The organism is Bacillus sp. SLBN-46 (genome assembly GCF_031453555.1).
Taxonomy (GTDB): Bacteria; Bacillota; Bacilli; order Bacillales; family Cytobacillaceae; genus Neobacillus.
On sequence record NZ_JAVIZM010000001.1, the window covers coordinates 847,416 to 866,907 of the forward strand.

21 protein-coding genes are annotated in these 19,492 nt (G+C 40.0%); 13 read left to right on the plus strand and 8 right to left on the minus strand.

Features of this window, described 5'->3' with window-relative positions; translation table 11 throughout:
* The first annotated feature begins 142 nt into the window (after window positions 1–142).
* The 3 genes from QFZ87_RS24925 (at window position 143) to ltrA (ending at window position 3,645) form a co-directional block, all read left to right on the plus strand.
* Window positions 143–379 carry a S26 family signal peptidase gene (locus QFZ87_RS24925; protein WP_396133894.1) on the plus strand — a complete coding sequence of 79 codons (237 nt, stop codon included), beginning with the start codon at window positions 143–145 and terminating at the stop codon, window positions 377–379.
* A gap of 766 nt (window positions 380–1,145) precedes the next feature.
* Window positions 1,146–1,472: a YciI family protein gene (locus tag QFZ87_RS04465; RefSeq protein WP_309858235.1), complete on the plus strand. Its 327-nt coding sequence runs from the start codon at window positions 1,146–1,148 to the stop codon at window positions 1,470–1,472.
* A gap of 730 nt (window positions 1,473–2,202) precedes the next feature.
* Window positions 2,203–3,645, plus strand: a complete 1,443-nt coding sequence (gene ltrA, locus QFZ87_RS04470; protein WP_309858237.1) for a group II intron reverse transcriptase/maturase — start codon at window positions 2,203–2,205, stop codon at window positions 3,643–3,645.
* Window positions 3,646–4,137: 492 nt separating this feature from the next.
* Here the strand turns inward: ltrA and QFZ87_RS04475 are convergent, their stop codons facing one another.
* Genes QFZ87_RS04475 through QFZ87_RS04485 form a run of 3 tightly spaced genes read right to left on the minus strand, consistent with a single transcriptional unit; the run spans window position 4,138 to window position 5,176 of the window.
* The gene (locus tag QFZ87_RS04475; protein WP_309858239.1) at window positions 4,138–4,410 is read right to left on the minus strand and encodes a hypothetical protein; all 273 of its coding nucleotides are present in this window, start codon (window positions 4,408–4,410) and stop codon (window positions 4,138–4,140) included.
* Between the two features lies 1 nt (window position 4,411).
* A complete protein-coding gene (locus tag QFZ87_RS04480) occupies window positions 4,412–4,801 on the minus strand; it encodes an SHOCT-like domain-containing protein (protein ID WP_309858242.1) in 390 nt (129 codons plus the stop codon).
* Window positions 4,802–5,176, minus strand: a complete 375-nt coding sequence (locus QFZ87_RS04485) for a DUF2089 domain-containing protein (RefSeq protein WP_309858245.1) — start codon at window positions 5,174–5,176, stop codon at window positions 4,802–4,804. It lies immediately after the preceding gene.
* A gap of 376 nt (window positions 5,177–5,552) precedes the next feature.
* On the opposite strand from QFZ87_RS04485, the gene QFZ87_RS04490 reads away from it, so the two are divergent.
* On the plus strand, window positions 5,553–6,944 hold the full coding sequence (locus QFZ87_RS04490) for a DJ-1/PfpI family protein (RefSeq protein ID WP_309858248.1): 1,392 nt from the start codon (window positions 5,553–5,555) through the stop codon (window positions 6,942–6,944).
* Between the two features lie 95 nt (window positions 6,945–7,039).
* Here the strand turns inward: QFZ87_RS04490 and QFZ87_RS04495 are convergent, their stop codons facing one another.
* The 3 genes from QFZ87_RS04495 to QFZ87_RS04505 all read right to left on the minus strand — a co-directional run bounded on the left by QFZ87_RS04495 (window position 7,040) and on the right by QFZ87_RS04505 (window position 8,821).
* A complete protein-coding gene (locus QFZ87_RS04495; RefSeq protein WP_309858251.1) occupies window positions 7,040–7,636 on the minus strand; it encodes a class I SAM-dependent methyltransferase in 597 nt (198 codons plus the stop codon).
* Between the two features lie 115 nt (window positions 7,637–7,751).
* On the minus strand, window positions 7,752–8,186 hold the full coding sequence (locus tag QFZ87_RS04500; RefSeq protein WP_309858254.1) for a YhfM domain-containing protein: 435 nt from the start codon (window positions 8,184–8,186) through the stop codon (window positions 7,752–7,754).
* Window positions 8,187–8,665: 479 nt separating this feature from the next.
* Window positions 8,666–8,821: a hypothetical protein gene (locus QFZ87_RS04505; protein ID WP_309858257.1), complete on the minus strand. Its 156-nt coding sequence runs from the start codon at window positions 8,819–8,821 to the stop codon at window positions 8,666–8,668.
* Between the two features lie 646 nt (window positions 8,822–9,467).
* On the opposite strand from QFZ87_RS04505, the gene QFZ87_RS04510 reads away from it, so the two are divergent.
* The 3 genes from QFZ87_RS04510 (at window position 9,468) to QFZ87_RS04520 (ending at window position 11,656) form a co-directional block, all read left to right on the plus strand.
* Entirely contained in the window at window positions 9,468–10,295 is an 828-nt protein-coding gene (locus QFZ87_RS04510) for an alpha/beta fold hydrolase (protein WP_309858261.1), read from the plus strand.
* An 18-nt stretch (window positions 10,296–10,313) separates the two neighbouring features.
* Complete coding sequence (locus tag QFZ87_RS04515) at window positions 10,314–10,811, plus strand: RNA polymerase sigma factor (RefSeq protein ID WP_309858264.1); 498 nt, start codon at window positions 10,314–10,316, stop codon at window positions 10,809–10,811.
* 137 nt (window positions 10,812–10,948) lie between these two features.
* The gene (locus tag QFZ87_RS04520; protein ID WP_309858267.1) at window positions 10,949–11,656 is read left to right on the plus strand and encodes a DNA alkylation repair protein; all 708 of its coding nucleotides are present in this window, start codon (window positions 10,949–10,951) and stop codon (window positions 11,654–11,656) included.
* A gap of 70 nt (window positions 11,657–11,726) precedes the next feature.
* Here the strand turns inward: QFZ87_RS04520 and QFZ87_RS04525 are convergent, their stop codons facing one another.
* The gene (locus QFZ87_RS04525; RefSeq protein WP_309858270.1) at window positions 11,727–12,794 is read right to left on the minus strand and encodes a YeiH family protein; all 1,068 of its coding nucleotides are present in this window, start codon (window positions 12,792–12,794) and stop codon (window positions 11,727–11,729) included.
* 117 nt (window positions 12,795–12,911) lie between these two features.
* Between QFZ87_RS04525 and QFZ87_RS04530 the strand changes: the two genes are divergently transcribed.
* From QFZ87_RS04530 to QFZ87_RS04555, 6 genes are all read left to right on the plus strand, one after another.
* The gene (locus QFZ87_RS04530) at window positions 12,912–13,796 is read left to right on the plus strand and encodes a LysR family transcriptional regulator (protein WP_309858273.1); all 885 of its coding nucleotides are present in this window, start codon (window positions 12,912–12,914) and stop codon (window positions 13,794–13,796) included.
* Between the two features lie 320 nt (window positions 13,797–14,116).
* Complete coding sequence (locus QFZ87_RS04535) at window positions 14,117–14,476, plus strand: hypothetical protein (RefSeq protein WP_309858277.1); 360 nt, start codon at window positions 14,117–14,119, stop codon at window positions 14,474–14,476.
* Between the two features lie 326 nt (window positions 14,477–14,802).
* Window positions 14,803–15,753, plus strand: a complete 951-nt coding sequence (locus QFZ87_RS04540; RefSeq protein WP_309858281.1) for a hydroxyacid dehydrogenase — start codon at window positions 14,803–14,805, stop codon at window positions 15,751–15,753.
* 169 nt (window positions 15,754–15,922) lie between these two features.
* Window positions 15,923–16,267, plus strand: coding sequence for a UxaA family hydrolase (locus QFZ87_RS04545; RefSeq protein ID WP_309858284.1), 345 nt, complete (start codon window positions 15,923–15,925; stop codon window positions 16,265–16,267).
* 3 nt (window positions 16,268–16,270) lie between these two features.
* Window positions 16,271–17,428 (plus strand): UxaA family hydrolase, encoded by a 1,158-nt coding sequence (locus tag QFZ87_RS04550; RefSeq protein ID WP_309858287.1) that lies wholly within the window; start codon window positions 16,271–16,273, stop codon window positions 17,426–17,428.
* Window positions 17,429–17,494: 66 nt separating this feature from the next.
* Window positions 17,495–18,562, plus strand: coding sequence for an Ldh family oxidoreductase (locus QFZ87_RS04555; protein ID WP_309858289.1), 1,068 nt, complete (start codon window positions 17,495–17,497; stop codon window positions 18,560–18,562).
* Window positions 18,563–18,603: 41 nt separating this feature from the next.
* Here the strand turns inward: QFZ87_RS04555 and QFZ87_RS04560 are convergent, their stop codons facing one another.
* A complete protein-coding gene (locus QFZ87_RS04560) occupies window positions 18,604–19,302 on the minus strand; it encodes a FadR/GntR family transcriptional regulator (RefSeq protein ID WP_309858292.1) in 699 nt (232 codons plus the stop codon).
* Window positions 19,303–19,492 lie beyond the last annotated feature (190 nt).

A 19,492-nucleotide genomic window follows, 5' to 3' on the forward strand; every position in this document is an offset into this window, starting at 1 on the left:
CGAATGAGGGGGAAGAAGAGAGAAGAATGTCGTTTTAAGAAAAGAAACTAATTTTTTGTGGAATAGAATCGAAAATTTGCGGGTAAGGTGGCGACATTCTTTTTATTCTATTCTGGATTAAAAGGGCATAATAGTGGGGTTTATGCTCTTTTTAAACAAACGATTGAATAGTATAGCCTATAGGGGAAATGGTGTGAAAGTGGGGAAAGAGAGGACGAAAAGGACGATTTTACTGGCTTTGGTTAGTGCCAGGAGAACCGTCCCTGTGGTGCTGACGCTGAAGGATAATGAATATTTTATCGTTGGCGATTCTCCACGGGAAAGTAAAGATAGTAGATACATAGGGCCAATCAAAAAAAGCAGATCTTTGGGAAGGTAATAGAAATAAAATCAAAATAATGTTCTGTCTCCCTTTGCTGTAGTGTATACAGTAAGTGTTTCAAAAGTCCCAGATGGGCATTTTTTCTAAAGATAAGTAAATATATAATTCTATTCCACCACAGTCTTTGATAGTTTTTTTATGGAGGAGTGGGTGGGTTTAGTAGTTGGGGAGTAAAGTGGGGTTATTGACGAGTAAGGAATGAAATTTGACGAGTAAAATAGAAAATAGACGAGTAAATCAAATATTTGACGAGTAAATCATCAAAAGTGACGAGTAAGTAAGGAAATCATATAAAAAATGTAATTTTAAAGGTATTTCAAGATAACAGTCATTAGTCGACATTTTTTTTATTATTTTCAATGCAAGAAACCATAAGTAGCAAGTGTTCATCCTTCTTTTAACCAAACGTTTGATTGATATCGGATTAGGGGGAAGAAAAGGGAAAGAAGTCGATTAGAGAGAAATAACTATTTTATTGCCGAATAGGAAAGAAACTCGCGGAAAATTGGCCGACAATCTTTTTGTGCCCTTCGTGAAGAAAATATCTTTACAATTGAGTTTCTGCTCGTGTTAACCAAACGAATAATTAGTATAGCTTATAGGGAAAACAGTCAAAATATGATGAAAAAGACGGTTTATGAGGTGAAACAAAACCATGAAAACCGTCCTTGTTCATTTGATTCGGAAGGAACTAATGGCATAATTGAGTCCAGAAATGTGTCATTAAAAAAAATACAAATTTAGACAGAAGGAGGGATTTGCAATGTCGAACAACATCTCAAACAATATTCTGGTGAAAATGCATTTCATGTTAAAGTCTACTCCGCCAAGAGTAACTTTTCATCAGGACATGACCGAAGAAGAAAGGAATATCATGCTACAACATATCTCCTATTGGACGGACAAGCAGAATCAGGGGATTGCTTTGGTTTTCGGACCGGTTCTAAATCCTTCAGCTCCACACGGACTGGCCATTATTGAAGTCGATAATGAGGAACAAGTTCCAAAACTCATCGCAGAAGATCCCGCCGTTATTGCGGGAATAATGGCAACGGAATTTTATCCTATGAAAGCAGTTGTAAAGAAATAATATAATTCCTTTATTATAGGAAAGCCTCCGTTTTGCTGTACTGACGGGGACAAGAGTGAATACGGGATCGCTTTCTGGCGGTCCTGTTTTTGTGCGACGGGCAGTCGTACCTTTGCTTAATACAAGCATGAATTTACTGTTAAAGGTTGGGTTATGTTACTTCGGTAATAACAGACCCCGAATCCTGGAAGGTTTATTCTCTCGGAGGTGTAAGTCCTCCCGTAGGCATACTGGTAGAACCTACGAAGACTAATCTAGGGCATTACTGTGAGGTAGTGTTTGAAGGAGATGCGGTAAATCGAGAGACCCGTAGTCGGATGAGCAGACCCAAATGCGAAAGCGTGAAGCACATACGGCAAGATAAGTCGGCGACCGTGCGAAAATAACGGGAAGCCCGAACTTTAAAGCTTCTTAGCCAAAGAACCAGTCGACTAAGGAGGGCTTATCAAGTGATGGTGCTGGGTATGTTTAGAAGGAAAGTGCGATGACCCCGTGAGGTCTCCACTTTAACTTTAGGTGTTGATATATAAGGGAAATCCGAAGTTATCAATACAAGTGGAGAAGTCAGACGCCCTCATAGTACGGAAGTAAGATTGCGACCAAACGTAATCTGAACGGAAGGGGGAGCGACCTCGTGGCTCTACATTTATAAAAGTGTGTAATGATAACAGTATACGTTACCTCGGTAAAAACGTACTGGAAGTGCACAATGAAAGGTGTGGAATAAGCATTGAACCAAGAACTAAAGTTCAAATGGCACAGTGTATATGGACAAATTCTCTTCGATAGAAAGCTAAAAACAGCTTGGGAAAAGGTTAAGAGCAATAATGGGGCTGGAGGTATAGATGGAGAAACAGTCACAAGTTACGCAAGTAACGAAGAAAAGAATCTCAATCAGTTACTCCAGAAATTAAGACTTAAAGAGTACACCCCGTCACCAGTACGAAGAAAATATATTCCCAAAAAGAACGGAAAACTTCGTCCACTGGGGATACCAAATATTGAAGACCGTATCGTTCAGCAAGCTGTGGTTAATGTACTTGAACCTAAATGTGAAGAACTCATTTTCCATAAATGGTCATGCGGCTATCGTCCAAATCTTGGAGCTAAAAGAGTAATGCAAATCATTACTTGGAATATCGAGAGTGGTTACAATTATATTTACGATTGTGATATTAAGGGATTCTTTGACAATATTCCTCATAAAAAGTTGATGAAGATACTTAATAAATATATAGCTGATGGAACTATACTCGATCTAATTTGGAAATGGCTTAAAGCGGGCTACATGGAAGAAGGAAAGTATCACAAAGTAGACTCAGGAACCCCGCAAGGGGGTGTGATTTCACCATTACTTGCGAATCTCTTTCTAAATGAACTTGATTGGGAACTTGAAACCCATGGAATTCACTTCGTCAGATATGCCGATGATTTCCTCTTATTTGCCAAAACAAAAGAGGAAATTGTGCGTGCAGAATCAATAACAAAACAAAAGCTAGCTGAATTAGGGCTTGAGATCTCCATCGAGAAAACGAAAATCGTCGATTTTAACCATGATGATTTTGATTTCCTTGGATTCACTTTTGAGCACTGGAGGAAAAGGAAGAGAGATGGAAAACCATACTACATAGCTAAACCAAAGGATTCTACATGGAAAGACTTTCGCCAAAAGATAAAGGATAAAACAATGAAATCCCTAACTTTTAGCAAAGAAATGTGGGTTGAACGTGTGAATCAAGTAATACGGGGAAAAGTAAATTACTTTTTAACACTTTGGAATGCGATTAACGAGAATAAAAAGTATGGAAGAGAATTTTCATGTTTCTTCAACGTTTTCAGGGATAACTTATTAGCCATAGATAGCTATATAAGAAGAAGACTAAGAGTAGCAATGATACATGACCATCCAAGTCAAAACAAAGGACATAAGATGAAAACAAAATGGGGAATAGAGTTCTTTGCGAGGATTGGATTAGTTCCAGCATTTCAATATTATTATGGAAAGCAATATGGACATACCATTGAGGACTACATTCAGTACATGAAGGTAAAACAAGAAAAGAAATATAAAAGAAAACTACAAAGAGCCAAAGAACGTGGAGAGGTTTACTTCACAGCCAAAAGAGTCCAAATGATTAACTGTGCACAGGGTAAAACAAGGTATTCAATGTAACATGTTGGTAAGCCGTATGCCTTAATAGGGCACGTGCGGTTTGATAAGGGGGAAGCCTCGTGAGAGGTTTCCCTACTTTATTTGTTGAAGTAATTGCTGCGGAGGTATGTTTCCTTATTCGACTAACGGGTAGGTGAAAAAAGAAGACTAATATATGGTAATATTGAGTAAAACAAATGGATAGGTAGGGGATGAATAGTGGGGAGGTTTTTTGAGTGGTTTATGGATTGTTAAATATATTATTTTCTTTTGTTATCTTTATAGTTTTGCAGAAAATATTCAATTCACAGGATGAAGGAATCTTTTTCCTATTGATTGTCATAGCGTTCCACCTAGTGTTTGGGAATTGGTTGAAAAAGGTTTTAGATTATGCCAAAAAGGAATATAAGCGGGATAAATGACCAAAAAAGTATTGAAGGTGCATTAGGATATACCTTTAGAACCGTCCCAACAGCAGAGAAAAAGCACAATTCAATACGGAGGAATTGTGCTTTATAACCTTATAGAAATCTCTGTTCCGTCTTTTAGGCAAGTATCAACCAGCAGTAGACCTCTTTGCTTTGAAAGTTCCCTTAGCAAAGGCTTCAAATCATTCCTGTTTATATCAGGAATTTGAAACTTTTTCTTTGCTTTTTTCTCAATTGCACGATTTACAAGCACCAGGATTCGCTTTGAAGTGAGGACTCCAATGAATAGATGTAAAAAAGCATACGGGACTGGAATAATAAATCGTTTGGCCTTTACTTTAATTTTTATCTTCATCATATTACTCAATAATAACCAGTACTTTGTCACCTTTTGATGAGGTAACATCTACAATTTGTCCGTCCAATTCATTTTCAATCGCTTCAATTAAAAGTTCCACGTCGATATCCTTTACATACTTTTCGGATTCTGGAATCATTTTAGCAATATTTGTTCCTACCTTTAAAACAGCTTTAATGAGTTTTATTGGCAGATTCACCTTTACATTGTCACCATCCTCAGAAGTAACACGGATTTTTAGCATTTTGTTTAAGTAGGAGGTTGAGGCCGGTTTATTTAGATCGACTTGATTACCCTTTCCTTGCAGTACATCGATTAATTCAGCAGCCTTCTCTTTGTTCAGTTTTCCTTCTTCAACCATTGTTAATACTCTGGAAATTTCGTCACTCATTTAAGATTCCTCCCCATTTAATATCCCAATCGCTTCTTCGGCTGTTATTTCGCCCTTTTCCAGCATTAAAATTACTTTTTTTCGATCAACTTTTTCAACCTTCTTAGTGGTGGAATATCCAAGAGAAGAGATAATGTCATCTAATTTCCCACGCACGGTGGGATAGGATACTCCAAGTTCTTTTTCCACTTCTTTAATATTTCCACGGCACTTTAGAAAAGTTTCAATAAAATTAAGCTGTTCCTTGCTAAGAGTTGCAAAATTGGAGAGTTCAAATTCATTTTCAATTGTGGTATGACAATGAGTGCACTGTAGCTTTGTGATTTTTAATTGCTTACTACAAACAGGACACTCTGAAATAAGAGGATATGCCATAATTCCCTCCTTCTTTATTTATAAATCAATCATACATCAATTCATTTAAAAATTAAATAGTAAAATTAAAAAATATAAACTTTAAGTAAATAAAAATAAATATATTTAATTTATATATTAAATAATTTGATTAAAAGTGGAGTGCATCTGCAATTCTGGATTTGAGGAGCATTTGGTTTGAGATTTGTGAAATATTTCACCTAAACTACCCTGCTGGAGTACCACGAAATTTTGCGGTAATACCCAAAAAGAGTGCGGTTTTTATTATGGTCAAACTAAGTAAAATGTAACACATGAGTATTCAATAAAAAATAACTCATTGAAGGAAGAAAATGAATTTTTATAACAACATTTAAAGTAGGAGGAGAAATATAAAATGAAAAGGTTAGTAGTACGTTTGGTTGTTTATGTATTGAGCTTTGTTGTGTTTGTGGGCGGAATCGGGGTGTATGGCTTTAATCGGCATCAGAAAGATTTTTACTTAAACGTCCGCCATGAACCGGTTCCTTCGCTACAAGGAGTGAAAGTCCCTCAGTATGACCCCTATAAACCTACTGTGGCAGTTGTGATGGCGGATTCATCCATACCAACTGAAGATTTCGATTTTCTCATTCCATACACACTGTTTTCTATGACGGATGCCTATAATGTATATGCTGTTGCACCGGACAAAAAGGTGAAGTCCTTATCAGGCGGACTCGATGTAATACCACATTATTCATATAAAGAACTGGATAACCTATTAAATAAAAGTCCAGATATCATTGTTGTCCCTTATATGCCCGGAGTAGATAAACAAAAATATCAACCAACTCGCGAATGGATTCAACAACATTCTAGCAGTAAAACCACCACTTTTTTCAGCATTTGTGGTGGGTCACAGAATCTTGCAGATGCAGGTTTATTAAATGGGAAATCAGCCACCTCACACTGGCAATTCCTCCCCATATTAATGAAGCAATATCCTGATACTCATTGGAAAGAGGATTTGAGGTATGTTCAAGAGGGTAACACCTTAACCACTGCTGGTCAGAGTGCAGGTATCGATGGTGTGCTTCATCTGATAGCTCAACAGTTAGGAGAACCTATGGCAGCAAAAGTTTCGAAAGAAATCAATTACCCTTCTTACCACTTCGTTCAAAATCCAGAGGTGGACCACCCTTTTTACGTGGATACAAAATTTGTAACATATTGGTTAAATCTTGGATTCCATTGGAATAAGAAACAAATGGGGGTACTTCTGTATAAAGATATGGATGAAATAGCTTTATCTTCTATATTTGATTCTTACGGAGACACTGGAACGACACAAGTATTGACCGTTTCTAGTTCAGATGCACCAATTACTACGAAACACCATCTTAATATACTGGCTAGGCATCAAATATCTAATGAGCCAAAATTAGATAAAATGATTATACCAGGTGGCGACGCGAAATCACTAGCGGCAGCAGATGTAAGACTTTGGAGTGAAAAGGGTAATGCAAAGGCGACCCTCTTTATTCATAGTGATTCACCATACAGATATGTATTTGAAGCGCCATTGGAAGACTTAGCTAAACAAGAAGACCTTTTAACTGCCAAGCATGCGGTGAAACGATTTGAATATCGTGCGAATGGTATCCATCTTGAGGGCAATCTATTTCCTCTTGAGACTTACGTCAATATACTTCTAACCGGTTTACTAGCTTTATTTGTAGCTTTCTGTTTTGACAGACGATTCATTATGAAGAAAACACTTTTCAAATCCTATAAACAAGTCAGTTAATCATTACCGCCTTAGGGCGGTTTTTTCTTACCAGTGGGGACGGTTCTTGTGGCATTGGTTAAAGCCAGGAGAACCGTCCCTGTGGTTGTCAGAAATCATTTTATACTACTGGATATAAACATTGAGGCATCTTGATTCATAAAAATACGATTACCATGATAGAATGTCTTCATTTCAATTGATTTAAATCCAACTTCAGATAATCCTTTTTTCAGTTCTTCATGAGAAAAACCGTTATGAACTTTCGGATGATTGATTTTATCGTTTTTGTCAAAATCAATAATAATTAGCTTGCCACCATCATTTAAAATGTTGAACAATTCTTGTAAAATTTTTTTAGTATCCGGGATATGAAGAAGGACTAGTGACATTAAAACGATGTCTGCCTTAAGTTCAGGAGTTTCTTGGGTAAAATCTGAATAAAGCACGTTTGAGTTGGTAATTTCTTTATGAGTAATTTTAGCTTTTGCAACCTCCAACATTTGTTCTGATGAATCAATCAACAAAATAGAATCTACTAGATCTGATAATTCCAAACTAATGAGACCAGTACCGCTCCCATAGTCAATTAAAGATTTTGATTTACTATTTCGTAATTCAGGTCTTACTTCCTTAACAATCACTTTAGCTAATTCCATTCTTTCTTCTGTATCATATCTTTTTGCCATCTGTTCAAAAACGTTATTTTCCATATTCACTCCCCAATTTATTAAAAATTATAGCTACATTGTCGTCATTATAGCAAAAATCAAAACCTTGAGGGGCGAATCTCTCCTTAATAAAAGATCTCCAATTGGGGTCTAATCACTATTTTAGTTCAGATAATTTTTCGTTCGTGAGTATTTCGAATAGTTCTGCTGACTTATTTTTATCCAATTGAACATATTTACTTTGAGCGTCTATTATCAGTTCAACTTTATCATTATTTGGACTTATCCAAAGTTCGTATAACACCGCTTTTGCTTCTATTTCTGGATTCTTAAATTGAAATACAAATCTGTAATCAGGAGGGCGTACCATAGATACTTTTGCATTTTTCCAATCAATATCTTTTAATATATCCTTCACCTTTTGAACTTGGTCATTATTAGTAATTTCTTTGAAGTCTTCATATTTATTTTCATCACCAACACGCTTTTTAACTACTATATATTGCTCTTCATCTTTTATTATGTTTGAACAACCTGCTGTAAAAATTGAAATGATTCCTATTAAAACAATCAAGTATTTAAAATTTTTCATGATTAACACGCCCCTTTATTAATAAGACGAATTTAATTTGGAAAAGTCTCAAAGTCCATGGGGACGGTTCTTGTGGTTCTGATTGGTGATAATGGAATAATTCTCGACAATCTTTTTATTATTTTCAATGCAAGAAACTATAAGTAGCAAGTATTCATCCTTCTTTTAGCCAAACGTTTGATTGATATCAGATTAGGGGGAAGAAAAGGGAAAGACGGCGATTTGAGAGAAATAACTATATTATTGCTGAATAGGAATGAAACTCGCGGAAAGATGGCCGACAATCTTTTTATGCCTTTTGTGAAGAAATTATCTTTACAATTGAATTTATGCTCGTGTTAACCAAACGAATAATTAGTATAGCCTATAGGGAAAACAGTCAAAATGTGGTGAAAAGACGGTTCATGAGGTGGAACAAAACCATGAGAACCGTCCATGTGATTGAGCTAAATTTGGGGACGGGTACCGCTTGGTTACGATTATTTTTTATCCCAAACCACTAAAATAAATGTGGCAATGGGACCTAATAGTAAGGATAATAAGAACCAATTTAATCCACTTCTGTTCTTGCCTTGAGCTAACCCCGCATTTATTAAAGCTAAGGTCCCCCAGCTGACATAATACTGATCATTCATATGTAAACCTACCTCCTATCAACTTCTGTTTTCCCACTTAATACTTCATCGCAACTAAAATCCTGAGCCATAATGCCCTCCTACATGATTCCTTTGATTAACTGTTCCTATTATTATTCTATTCCTGAATTCTATAAACCTGCTTAGTAAGTCATAGTAAACCTTTAGAGACGGAGTAGTTGGGTATTTTCCTCGTAGAAGTAGCCAGGTCTCGACAATTTTTTTGTTGTTTTTTTAGCAAGAAACCAATGATAGCGGGGATTTTAACTACTACTAACCAAACGTTTGATTACTATCGAAATTGGGTGAAGAAAAGGGAAAGAAGTCGATTTTTTAGAAAGTAATACTATTTTGTTGAATAGGAAGAAAAATGGCCGGCAAATTTTTTATCCCATTTGTGATGGAAAGAGCCATAAATATGGGTTTATGCTCGTTTTAACTAAACGTTTAATTTAATATAGCCTATATGGAAAATGAAAAAGAAATGACGAAAGATAGTGTGGAATAGACGGGTGCTGGCCTTGTTTAAGATCAAACAACCGTCCCTTTCGTTCACCTTTCACTATACATTTTAGAAAATATTGGATATAATTATTTTAAATAAACTATACAGTCGGTTTATTTTAAAAGAAGGGTGGGGATTTGTATGGGAGAAGAGAGGGATATCACGCTTAGAAATGAAAAGATATACGCCAATGTAATGGGAAAAGGGGAACCCTTGATTTTTTTACATGGTGGACCAGGTGGCGAACATCGCTTTTTTTTACCTCATTTACAGGATTTATCCCAATACTATACACTGATTTTTTATGATCAAAGAGGATGCGGGCAATCAGAAAAAGCTATAAATGACGAGTATACGATGGATGGAGAGGTTGAAACGTTAGAGGCCCTTCGTCAATTTTTCAAAATAGATAAACTTAACCTGGTTGGTGAATCTTGGGGGTCCATGTTAGCCCTTTTATATGCTGCCAAATACCCTAATCATGTGAACAAACTGTTTATGACGGCAGCGGTTGGTGCGACAAAGGATGGATATTTTCGTTTTGAAAAAGAACTGCTGAATCGATTAACAAAGGATGAAAGGATAAGGCTAGAGGAGTTATCACCTAAAGTGGACCGGGGAGAGGTGGACGTGGCTGAGATTTTTAAAATAATCGATCCGTATTATGTGTACTCGCCGGAAAGCCTAACGAAAAAAACGAAAACCCAATCAAATGCCAGGGTAAATGAATGGATAGGAAAAGACATTGCGGATAACTATGATGTGTCAAAGGATGCCAACAAGCTTAGTAACATCCCAATTATGGTTGCACAAGGTGACCATGACATCATTACTCCAGAGATCCTAGAACAAGTCTTGGTGAGCTATATTCCTCATATTGAAGTAAGGGAAATAAAGGATTGCGGGCATTGGTCAGTGGTTGAACAACCGGAGCAGCTTCAGGCGATGATCAAGGACTTTTTTCAATAGGTGAAGGAGGACATCGAAATGGAGTTGCAAGAGTCTGTTTTGGAGGAACTATTTCATCAGTATAGCCCTATAATTTACCGCTATATTTTATTTGTGACGAAATGTAGAGAGGAAGCGGAGGACTTAACACAAGAGGTGTTTATTAATGCTTACCGCGGCTTGCCCAATTATAGGGGAGAATCGTCTTATAAGACTTGGTTATATTCCATTGCTCGTAACGTGATTATTGATCATTTTCGAAAAAAAAGGAAAAGCAATTGTTTGATAGATTTACCATTACCTGACCAAAATCATCTGGTTCCTGAAGAGGTGCTAGATCGTAAGGAAAAAGCACAAATTTTGCACAGAGCGATAATGGAGTTAAAATTCCCCTATCGAGAGATCGTTATCTTACGAAAAATTAAAGGATATTCTATCGTTGAGACTGCCAATATACTTGGATGTAATGAGGGCAAAGTCAAAGTCACTCTTCATCGCGCCTTACATAGACTTAAGCATAAGTTGAAATCAGGATAGGTGGAGTTTTGATGCCCTTTTTTGGGGACAGTCCCCCGGCGCTTTAGCGCAGCGGGGGACTGTCCCCTTTTTTGCCACCATAACGTCGCTGTGGCACAATGAAGAGAGAGGATTATTAAGGAAGGAAGTGCAAAGTGATGGATTTCGATATGGTTATGCAGGAACTGGAAGCTCTCGGCAAGGAACGTAGTAAAAAGATGTACATAAGCAATGGGGCGCACGAGCCAGTTTTTGGCGTGGCTACAGGCGCAATGAAGCCGATGGCAAAGAAAATCAAGAAAAATCAGCCGTTGGCCGAGCAGCTTTACGCCACCGGGAACTACGATGCTATGTATTTTGCCGGCATCATTGCGGACCCCAAGGCAATGACTGAGGCGGATTTCGATCGTTGGATTGATGCGGCGTATTTTTATATGCTTTCTGATTATGTGGTTGCCGTCACTTTAGCAGAAAGTGATTTGGCACAAGCTGTTGCCGATAAATGGATCGCAAGCGGGGAAGAACTTCGAATGTCGGCAGGCTGGAGCTGTTATTGCTGGCTTTTGGGTAATCGCAAGGACGCGGAGTTTAGTGCAAGCAAGCTTGCGAATATGCTTGATCAAGTGGAAAACACGATTCATGATTCGCCTGAGCGAACGAAATCCGCTATGAATAATTTTATCTACACCGTCGCGATTTCCTATGTGCCACTCCATGAGAAGGCGGTTGAAACCGCAAAGGCAGTTGGCCTAGTCGAAATTAAGCGAGACAACAAAAAAAACAGTATTCTGAATGCTTCCGAAATTATCCAAAAGGGAATCGATCAAGGGAGACTTGGTTTTAAACGTAAATATGTAAGGTGTTAGTAGAATAAGAAGAAGTTTGGGGACAGTCCCCCGACGCTTTAAAGCGCCGGGGGACTGTCCCCAATTTTGTTTATAGTATAAAGAAGGTAATAACCGATAGAAAGATCGATGTGATCAGCATGGCGATTAGTGGTCTTAGGGCTTTTGTTCGGAGGTCACGAAGGCTGACGTTTAGACCCAGTCCTACCATGGCAGATGTGAGGATAAAGGTGGTTGCTGTTGAGATGCCGTCTAGAACGGCTGCCGGCACAGGGACCCACGTGCCTACAGCGTAACTCCCGAACAAGCTCATTAAGATGAACCCCACCAAAAACCAAGGAAAATCAACTTTTGTTTCTCCTGCTGCATCTGCACTTTTTCGTTTCATCCAATACATCAAAATAAAGCATAATGGTACTAGCAGTAGAACGCGTCCTAGTTTTGCTAAGAGTGCCATGGCCAACCCATCCGGACCCGCAGGCGCACCCGCTAAAGCTACATGGGCAATTTCATGAAGGCTGCTGCCGCTCCAGATTCCGTAATCAACTGCGGACAAGGGAAGAAGCGGACGGATAATCGTATAGATGATGGAAAAAATGGTTCCAACTAGAGCGATGATTCCGACCCCAATCGCCGTATCCTCTTCTTTTGCTTTGATGATGGGTGCTACCGCTGCAATGGCTGCTGCCCCACATACACCAGTTCCGACTCCCAAAAGTAGCGACAGGGATGAATCCGCTTTCAGTTTTTTACCTAGCCAAACTGTTGCGAGAATCGCAAAGACGATGACTCCAGCATCACGGACCACCAACCCCAAACCTTGGTTCAGAATCACATCGACATTTAATTTTAATCCATATAAGATAATCGCAAACCGTAAGAAGTATCTCGCTGAAAATTGAATTCCTGCTCTTATTTTTTCAGGATATCCAAAAAATTGTCGGTAAATGATGGCCAGGATTATCGCACAGGCCATCGGTCCGACTCGGTTAAAGCCGGGTATGGCCGAAAGCGCAAATCCAGCAGCCGCAATGACAATGGTAAAAGCGATTCCGCCTACCCACAAACCGGCTTTGGATTTTGGCTCCGGCTTTTTTTGCTGCTGTTGCTGGCCATCTATTTCGTGTGAAGATAAGGCTCTCGCTGATTGACTACTCATTCAATCACCCCACAACTTATTTTGTACTTTCATCCTACTCCCGTTTTGTGGATAAGGAAAATAATGATATATAATAGTTATCATAAGTAAATTGATATACATGAAGTGGGGGTTACCATGGATTATTATTTAGAGGTGTTTGTAAAGGTTGTGGAAAAGGGGAATTTTTCAAAGGCTGCAGAAGATCTTCACATGACCCAGCCGGCAGTCAGCCAATACATCAAAGTCCTGGAGGAATCGGTTGGAGCCCGGCTCTTGGAACGGAATAATAAATTTGTCCGTCTGAATAAGGCTGGCGAAATTGTCTTTCATCATGCAAAAGAGATTCTTGCACTCTACTCCAATATGCAATATTTAATTGATGATCTCACCAACAAAGCAAGCGGCCCCATCGCGATTGGTGCGAGCTACACCTTTGGCGAATACATTTTGCCGCACATTATCGCCAGGCTGCAGGCGAAGTACCCGCTTATTACACCGACGATTCAGATTCACAATACAAAAGAAATTATCGATCTTGTTCAAACTCATCAATTAGATATCGGTATCGTAGAAGGGCATATTAACGAAAAAGTACCGAATGTAGAAATCGTTTCTGAAGATAAAATGGTCATTGTTGCTTCATCGCAGCATCCTTTGCTGAAAGAGGGTCGTGGGAGGAACATAGAGGAGTTGGGGGAGGAGACATGGATTTTACGAGAAAAGGGCTCAGGAACAAGGGAAGCGGCCGAACACCTCTTTGATAGTTTGGATTTTACTCCTAAGAAAGTGATGGAGTTTGGAAGTACACAGGTCATCAAGGAATCGGTTGAGGCCGGTCTAGGGATCAGCTTACTTTCCCAATGGGCGATAAAAAAAGAACTGATGTATGGCTATTTGGATATTGTTGACGTGGAAGGATTGCCGTTTAAACGGAATTTCTCCATCTTAACGCATTCGCCTTACCAAACGAAGGCATTACAACAATTTATTGAGACATTAAGGGAGTATTTGGGGGATTAAAGGTCCTGGGGACAGTCCCCCGCTGCTTTACTGCGGTGAAGGTGGTTTGTATGTTCCACCACTAAAATGAAAGGTCTTTTCGTAAATTTTGTTGCTCTTTCTTACATAAAAGGCAAATTCGGACAGCTTGGATCATTACAAGGGTAACCTTGTCTGAATCAAGGATGGATTCAGACAGAGTTCCTTTTCCAAAGCCAGGCCTTGTCCGAATAGAGGTTGGATTCAGCCAGAGTTCCTTCTCCAAAGCCAAGCCTTGTCCGAATCAAGGATGGATTCAGCCAGAGTTCCTTTTCCAAAGCCAGGCCTTGTCCGAATAGAGGTTGGATTCAGCCAGAGTTCCTTTTCCAAAGCCAGGCCTTGTCCGAATAGAGGTTGGATTCAGACAGAAATCCTTCTCCAAAGCCAAGCCTTGTCCGAATCAAGGATGGATTCAGCCAGAGTTCCTTTTCAAAAGCCAAGCCTTGTCCGAATCAAGGTTGGATTCAGCCAGAGTTCCTTTTCCAAAGCCAGGCCTTGTCCGAATCAAGGATGGATTCAGCCAGAGTTCCTTTTCAAAAGCCAGGCCTTGTCCGAATCAAGAGTGGATTCAGACAGAATTCCATTTCCAAGCCAAGCCTTGTCCGAATCAAGGATGGATTCAGCCAGAGTTCCTTTTCCAAAGCCAGGCCTTGTCCGAATAGAGGTTGGATTCGGCCAGAGCTCCTTCTCCAAAGCCAAACCTTGACTGAATTAAGGTTAGATTCAGCCAGAGCTCTTTTACTAAAGCCAAACCTTGACCGAATCAAGATGGGACCGGACAACCTTTCTTTTTCCAAATGCCTTTCTATCCGAAAATGTGGACTTCGATAGAAAATTAATAAAAGTTATCTTTGCAAAAACAGCCAAAATGAAAGAAAAGACCTCTTCCAATAAGCCGATCATCTATTGACCAAACAAGCCGAGGGTGATTTAATATAATTAAAGTGGTTGGGTCACTGAGCCATAAACAAGGGAGGGAAATCAATTTATGAAAGCCTTGATATCAGAACTAATTTGGAATGAAGGAATTGAGGAGCTAGTCCGTCAAGGGTTTGAAGTGCACTATGATGAGAGTCTATGGAACAATCGCGCACAGCTGCTCCAACTGGTCAAAGAGTACGATGCAATTATTGTTCGAAATCAAACCAAGGTGGATCAGGAATTACTACATGCCGGAAGCCGCTTAAAGGTTGTCGGCCGCCTAGGAGTGGGAATGGACAACATTGATATCCCAGCAGCAAAAACAAGAGGCATTCAAGTGGTGTATGGTCGTCACGCAAATGCAACCTCAGTTGCAGAATATGTGTTGTCGGCCATGCTAAGCGCGAACCGCCCGCTTCATCTAGCAGATGCTGATATCAGATCGGGCAATTGGAACCGTAAACGGTTTACGGGCGGCGAAATCGCCAACAAAACACTTGGATTAATTGGATTAGGAGAAATCTCGCATCGTGTAGCGAAGCGGGCACTTGCTTTTGGCATGAAGGTCATTGGCTATGATCCATTTGTCACCGAGTACGACCACATCGTTTCAGAAACTGGAATCCAGCTAAAAGACTCTTTAGATGACGTCTTAACCATGTCCGATTTCATCTCCTTACATGTTCCATTAACACCTCAGACGCACTATTTAATCTCCGAATTCGAATTGAGAAAGATGAAACCGACAGCGTATATCATCAATACTTCTAGAGGAGGCATCATTAATGAACCGGCACTGGCAGCTGCTTTAAATAACCAAACGATTGCCGGGGCCTACCTAGATGTCCTTGAAGTAGAACCAATCTCACCATCTAATCAACTCTTATCCTGCGAAACTGCGACAATCACACCACATATTGCAGGACTAACCGATGAATCTCAAATCAGAACCTCGTTATTAGTTGCAAAGGAAGTAATAAAAGTAGTCAATGGCGAACGCTCCCTATGCACTGTCTAAACAAAATATTTAGAAAATTAAAATATTATTGTTGACTAACCAGTTATTAGGTGGTTTAATAAGGTTATAGAAATTGGTTGGGTCACTCAACCACAACCATAACCATAACCATAACCACAACCACATCTACAACGACAACCATAACCACAACCAAAAAGGAGGCTTTCAAATGAGTATCAACAGTCAAGCAAATACTCTCACGGAACAACAGCCAGAGACGGCTGGAAATGTAAGCACTCACAAATTTTTAATCCATCATCGTGGCGATCATGTAGGAGTGGCTACTACTCCTATCCAAAAGGGAGAAAAGGTAATCGGGATTTATATGGATGATAATTCCGATGTAGTGGTACTGGCTAAAGGGGACATTCCATTAGGCCACAAAATCTCCTTAGTCAATTTAGAAGCAGGAGAACCAGTTTTAAAGTATGGAGTGCAAGTTGGTATTACAACAGAAAAGTGGGAAGTTGGAGATTACGTTCATACCCACAATATTAAAACGGCGAGGTGGTAGAAGATGGGTCAACAGCTTTTTGGATATCGCAGAGAAAATGGTAAGGTTGGCATTCGGAATCACGTGATTATTTTACCGGTAGATGATATTTCTAACGCAGCTTGTGAAGCTGTTGCAAGACAAGTTCAAGGTACATTAGCTCTTCCACATGCGTACGGCAGACTACAGTACGGTCCAGACTTGGATTTGCATTTCAGAACGATGATTGGAACGGGGTCTAACCCGAACGTTGCAGCCGTAATCGTCATCGGTATTGAACAAAACTGGACGAAGAAAATCGCTGATGGTATTGCCGAAACTGGTAAACCAGTATCCTATTTTTCTATCGAAGGAAATGGTGACTTTGAAACGATCCGCGCAGCTTCCTGGAAGGCGAAGGAATATGTTCAATGGGCGACTGAACTTCAAAGGGAACCAATTGAATTAAAGGATTTAACCATCAGCATTAAATGTGGTGAATCCGATACAACAACTGGCATGGGTTCATGTCCAACTGTTTCTCAGGCAGTTGATCGTTTGGTTGATGCTGGTGCGACGGTGTTCTTTGGGGAAACCTCTGAACTAACCGGCGGGGAGCATTTAATCCGCGAGCGGATGGCGACACCGGAACTGCAAGAGAGATTCATGGCCATCTATGATGATTATGTAGGTGAAATTGAATCGAAAGGTGTCGATTTATTAGGCTCGCAGCCAACTCAAGGTAATATCGCCGGCGGCTTATCAACCATTGAAGAGAAAGCCTTAGGGAATATTGCTAAAACAGGTACGAAGGAAGTTGTAGGTGTCCTAGATCCTGCCGACAAGCCAGAAAATGGAGCGGGGCTTTACTTCATGGATACTTCTTCTGCAGCAGCAGAATGTATCACCTTGATGGCTGCAGGGGGAGCGGTTCTTCACTTATTCCCTACTGGCCAAGGTAATATTATTGGTAACCCAATTGAACCGGTTGTGAAGATTACGGCTAATCCAATCACGGCTGCTACAATGAGTGAACACATTGACGTGGACGTGCAAGGCTTGCTTTCCCGTAACATCTCGCTGGAACAAGCAGGCGATCAGTTAATGGAAATGATTTGCCGTACAGTCAATGGCCGTCTTACTTGTGCAGAGGCACTAGGCCATCGTGAATTTGTCATGACAAAACTTTATCGCAGTGCTTAAAAATCTTCTCCCTACACATCATTATGCGTAGGGAGTTCACTTTTTTATAAGAAGGAGTTTATCCGAATGGGAACCTATCATGAATTGGATCTTAAGAGTTTTTGTGAAAGCTTGCTAGAAAGCGTGGGAATGAACCAAGAGAATGCCAGTGTGGCTGCCGATTCCCTGGTAAAAGCGAACCTTGAAGGGGTGGACAGCCACGGCATCAGCCGACTTCCCATCTATGTTAAACGGTTTAATGATCAGCGGATTAAGGTGAATCCCAATGTGAAAATGACCGAGCAGACTCCATCTGTTTTACTTGTGGATGGCGATAATGGGCTCGGTCATGTGGTGAGTTATCAAGCCATTTTAAAAGGAACAGAAATGGCGAAACAAAGCGGAATTACGGCTATCGCGATTAAAAATAGCAATCATTTTGGGACGGCGTCTTATTTTTGTCAGCTGGCCTGTGAGCAAAATCTCGCCTGTATCGGCTTCACCAATTCGCCGCCAGGCATCGCACCATGGGGTGGAAAAAATGCCTTTTTTGGAACCAATCCCATTGCGTTTGGATTTCCAACGGGGGATGACCAGCCCGTGATTATCGATTTATCAACCAGCATTGTCGCCCGGGGGAAAATTATTTTAGCGGCCAAGCAGGGAAATTCCATTCCCGATGGCTGGGCGTTGGATGAAGACGGTCTTCCTACCAATGATGCGGAAGCGGCATTAAGGGGATCGGTCTTGCCATTAGGTGGAGCGAAGGGCTCCGCGTTAGCTTTGGCCGTAGAAATTTTGACGGGGATTCTTACCGGTGCCGCGTTTGGCCCTTATGTGAAAAATATTTATGATGAAGCGGAAGCGGGGAATGCCAATGTAGGGCATTTCTTCTTGTTGTTGGATATTGAAAAGTTTATGCATCTATCCACCTTTTTCGAGTCGCTCGAGCATCTGTTAACAGAGATGAAGGAAGTTCCGAAAGCGCCGGGCACGAATGAAATCAGGTACCCAGGGGAAAGAAGAAAAAGGGACAGAGAGCTGCGGCAGATGGCAGGAATTGAATTGTCGTCCAGTGTTGAAGAGGAACTCATTAGGCTTGGGGAAGAGTATCACGTCCCGTTTCCAGAGTCTTTATCGTTAGAAAAAATATAATGTAAAAAGGCTGTTCTCCATGTTCAGAACAGCCTTCTTCCTTATGCCTCAGTTACCGCATTTTCCGTAATCGAACGTTCCACGCTTTCTAGGTGTTCCTTCATACATTGCTGTGCTAATTCTGGATTTTTTTGTTTGAGTGCTTGTAAAATTTTTGTATGTTCTTGAACAGATTGTAAGGCTCGGCCCGGAATTTGCATGGTTTTGTTTCGTGACTCAGACAATAAATCAATGAGATAATTCATAATCCCGGTTAAAACCGTATTCTTTGAGTTATTGGCTATGGTTATATGAAATTTATGATCCAATTCTGCTAGTCTCTTATAATCAATCGATTCTTTGACGATTTCGTTTGCTTCATTCACAATTTGCTCTAACTCGGTGAATTGGTCGTTATTCGAGTTTTCAATGGCCCACTTGACGGTCCATTCTTCGAGGATTTTGCGTACAGAGAAAAAGTCCTTGATTTGTTCAGTTGAGACAAAAAGTGCCTCTGTGACCTTTTGAATTTGATGTTCCGGTGAGGCAACAAATACGCCTGTTCCATGTTTCACTTGTAAGTATCCATAGGCTTCGAGAATTTTATAGGCTTCCCTCACCGTATTTCTGCTTACGGAAAGTTCGACCCCCATCTCTCTTTCTCCTGGTATTCGTTCCCCCACTTGGTACTCGCCCGCTTGGATTTTTCTCTTTATACTGTCTGCTACCTGTTCAGAAATTCCTTTTCTATTAAATTCCACTTGATTTCAGACCTCCTTCGTTACAATCGAAGTGCCACTTTATCTTTTTGAAAAAATAGTAGTTTTATCCTAGTTGCTCTCAACTTTATTTAAGCACTGAGTAAATCACTTGTAAATGGGTTTCAACAATTTTTTGGTTTTATTGGTTAGGTGACCCAACCAGTTCCAGTGTAATTTCATTAAACCATTT

Excerpts from the sequence above, each read along its gene's own strand:
- QFZ87_RS04465 (WP_309858235.1), top strand. The coding sequence starts at position 1,146 with ATGTCGAACAACATCTCAAACAATATTCTGGTGAAAATGCATTTCATG.
- QFZ87_RS04495 (WP_309858251.1), bottom strand. The coding sequence starts at position 7,636 with ATGGAAAATAACGTTTTTGAACAGATGGCAAAAAGATATGATACAGAA.
- QFZ87_RS04550 (WP_309858287.1), top strand. The coding sequence starts at position 16,271 with ATGGGTCAACAGCTTTTTGGATATCGCAGAGAAAATGGTAAGGTTGGC.
- QFZ87_RS04485 (WP_309858245.1), bottom strand. The coding sequence starts at position 5,176 with ATGGCATATCCTCTTATTTCAGAGTGTCCTGTTTGTAGTAAGCAATTA.
- QFZ87_RS04530 (WP_309858273.1), top strand. The coding sequence starts at position 12,912 with ATGGATTATTATTTAGAGGTGTTTGTAAAGGTTGTGGAAAAGGGGAAT.
- QFZ87_RS04515 (WP_309858264.1), top strand. The coding sequence starts at position 10,314 with ATGGAGTTGCAAGAGTCTGTTTTGGAGGAACTATTTCATCAGTATAGC.
- QFZ87_RS04525 (WP_309858270.1), bottom strand. The coding sequence starts at position 12,794 with ATGAGTAGTCAATCAGCGAGAGCCTTATCTTCACACGAAATAGATGGC.
- QFZ87_RS04480 (WP_309858242.1), bottom strand. The coding sequence starts at position 4,801 with ATGAGTGACGAAATTTCCAGAGTATTAACAATGGTTGAAGAAGGAAAA.
- QFZ87_RS04540 (WP_309858281.1), top strand. The coding sequence starts at position 14,803 with ATGAAAGCCTTGATATCAGAACTAATTTGGAATGAAGGAATTGAGGAG.
- QFZ87_RS04510 (WP_309858261.1), top strand. The coding sequence starts at position 9,468 with ATGGGAGAAGAGAGGGATATCACGCTTAGAAATGAAAAGATATACGCC.
- QFZ87_RS04520 (WP_309858267.1), top strand. The coding sequence starts at position 10,949 with ATGGATTTCGATATGGTTATGCAGGAACTGGAAGCTCTCGGCAAGGAA.
- QFZ87_RS24925 (WP_396133894.1), top strand. The coding sequence starts at position 143 with ATGCTCTTTTTAAACAAACGATTGAATAGTATAGCCTATAGGGGAAAT.
- QFZ87_RS04490 (WP_309858248.1), top strand. The coding sequence starts at position 5,553 with ATGAAAAGGTTAGTAGTACGTTTGGTTGTTTATGTATTGAGCTTTGTT.
- QFZ87_RS04475 (WP_309858239.1), bottom strand. The coding sequence starts at position 4,410 with ATGATGAAGATAAAAATTAAAGTAAAGGCCAAACGATTTATTATTCCA.
- QFZ87_RS04555 (WP_309858289.1), top strand. The coding sequence starts at position 17,495 with ATGGGAACCTATCATGAATTGGATCTTAAGAGTTTTTGTGAAAGCTTG.
- QFZ87_RS04500 (WP_309858254.1), bottom strand. The coding sequence starts at position 8,186 with ATGAAAAATTTTAAATACTTGATTGTTTTAATAGGAATCATTTCAATT.
- QFZ87_RS04545 (WP_309858284.1), top strand. The coding sequence starts at position 15,923 with ATGAGTATCAACAGTCAAGCAAATACTCTCACGGAACAACAGCCAGAG.
- QFZ87_RS04505 (WP_309858257.1), bottom strand. The coding sequence starts at position 8,821 with ATGAATGATCAGTATTATGTCAGCTGGGGGACCTTAGCTTTAATAAAT.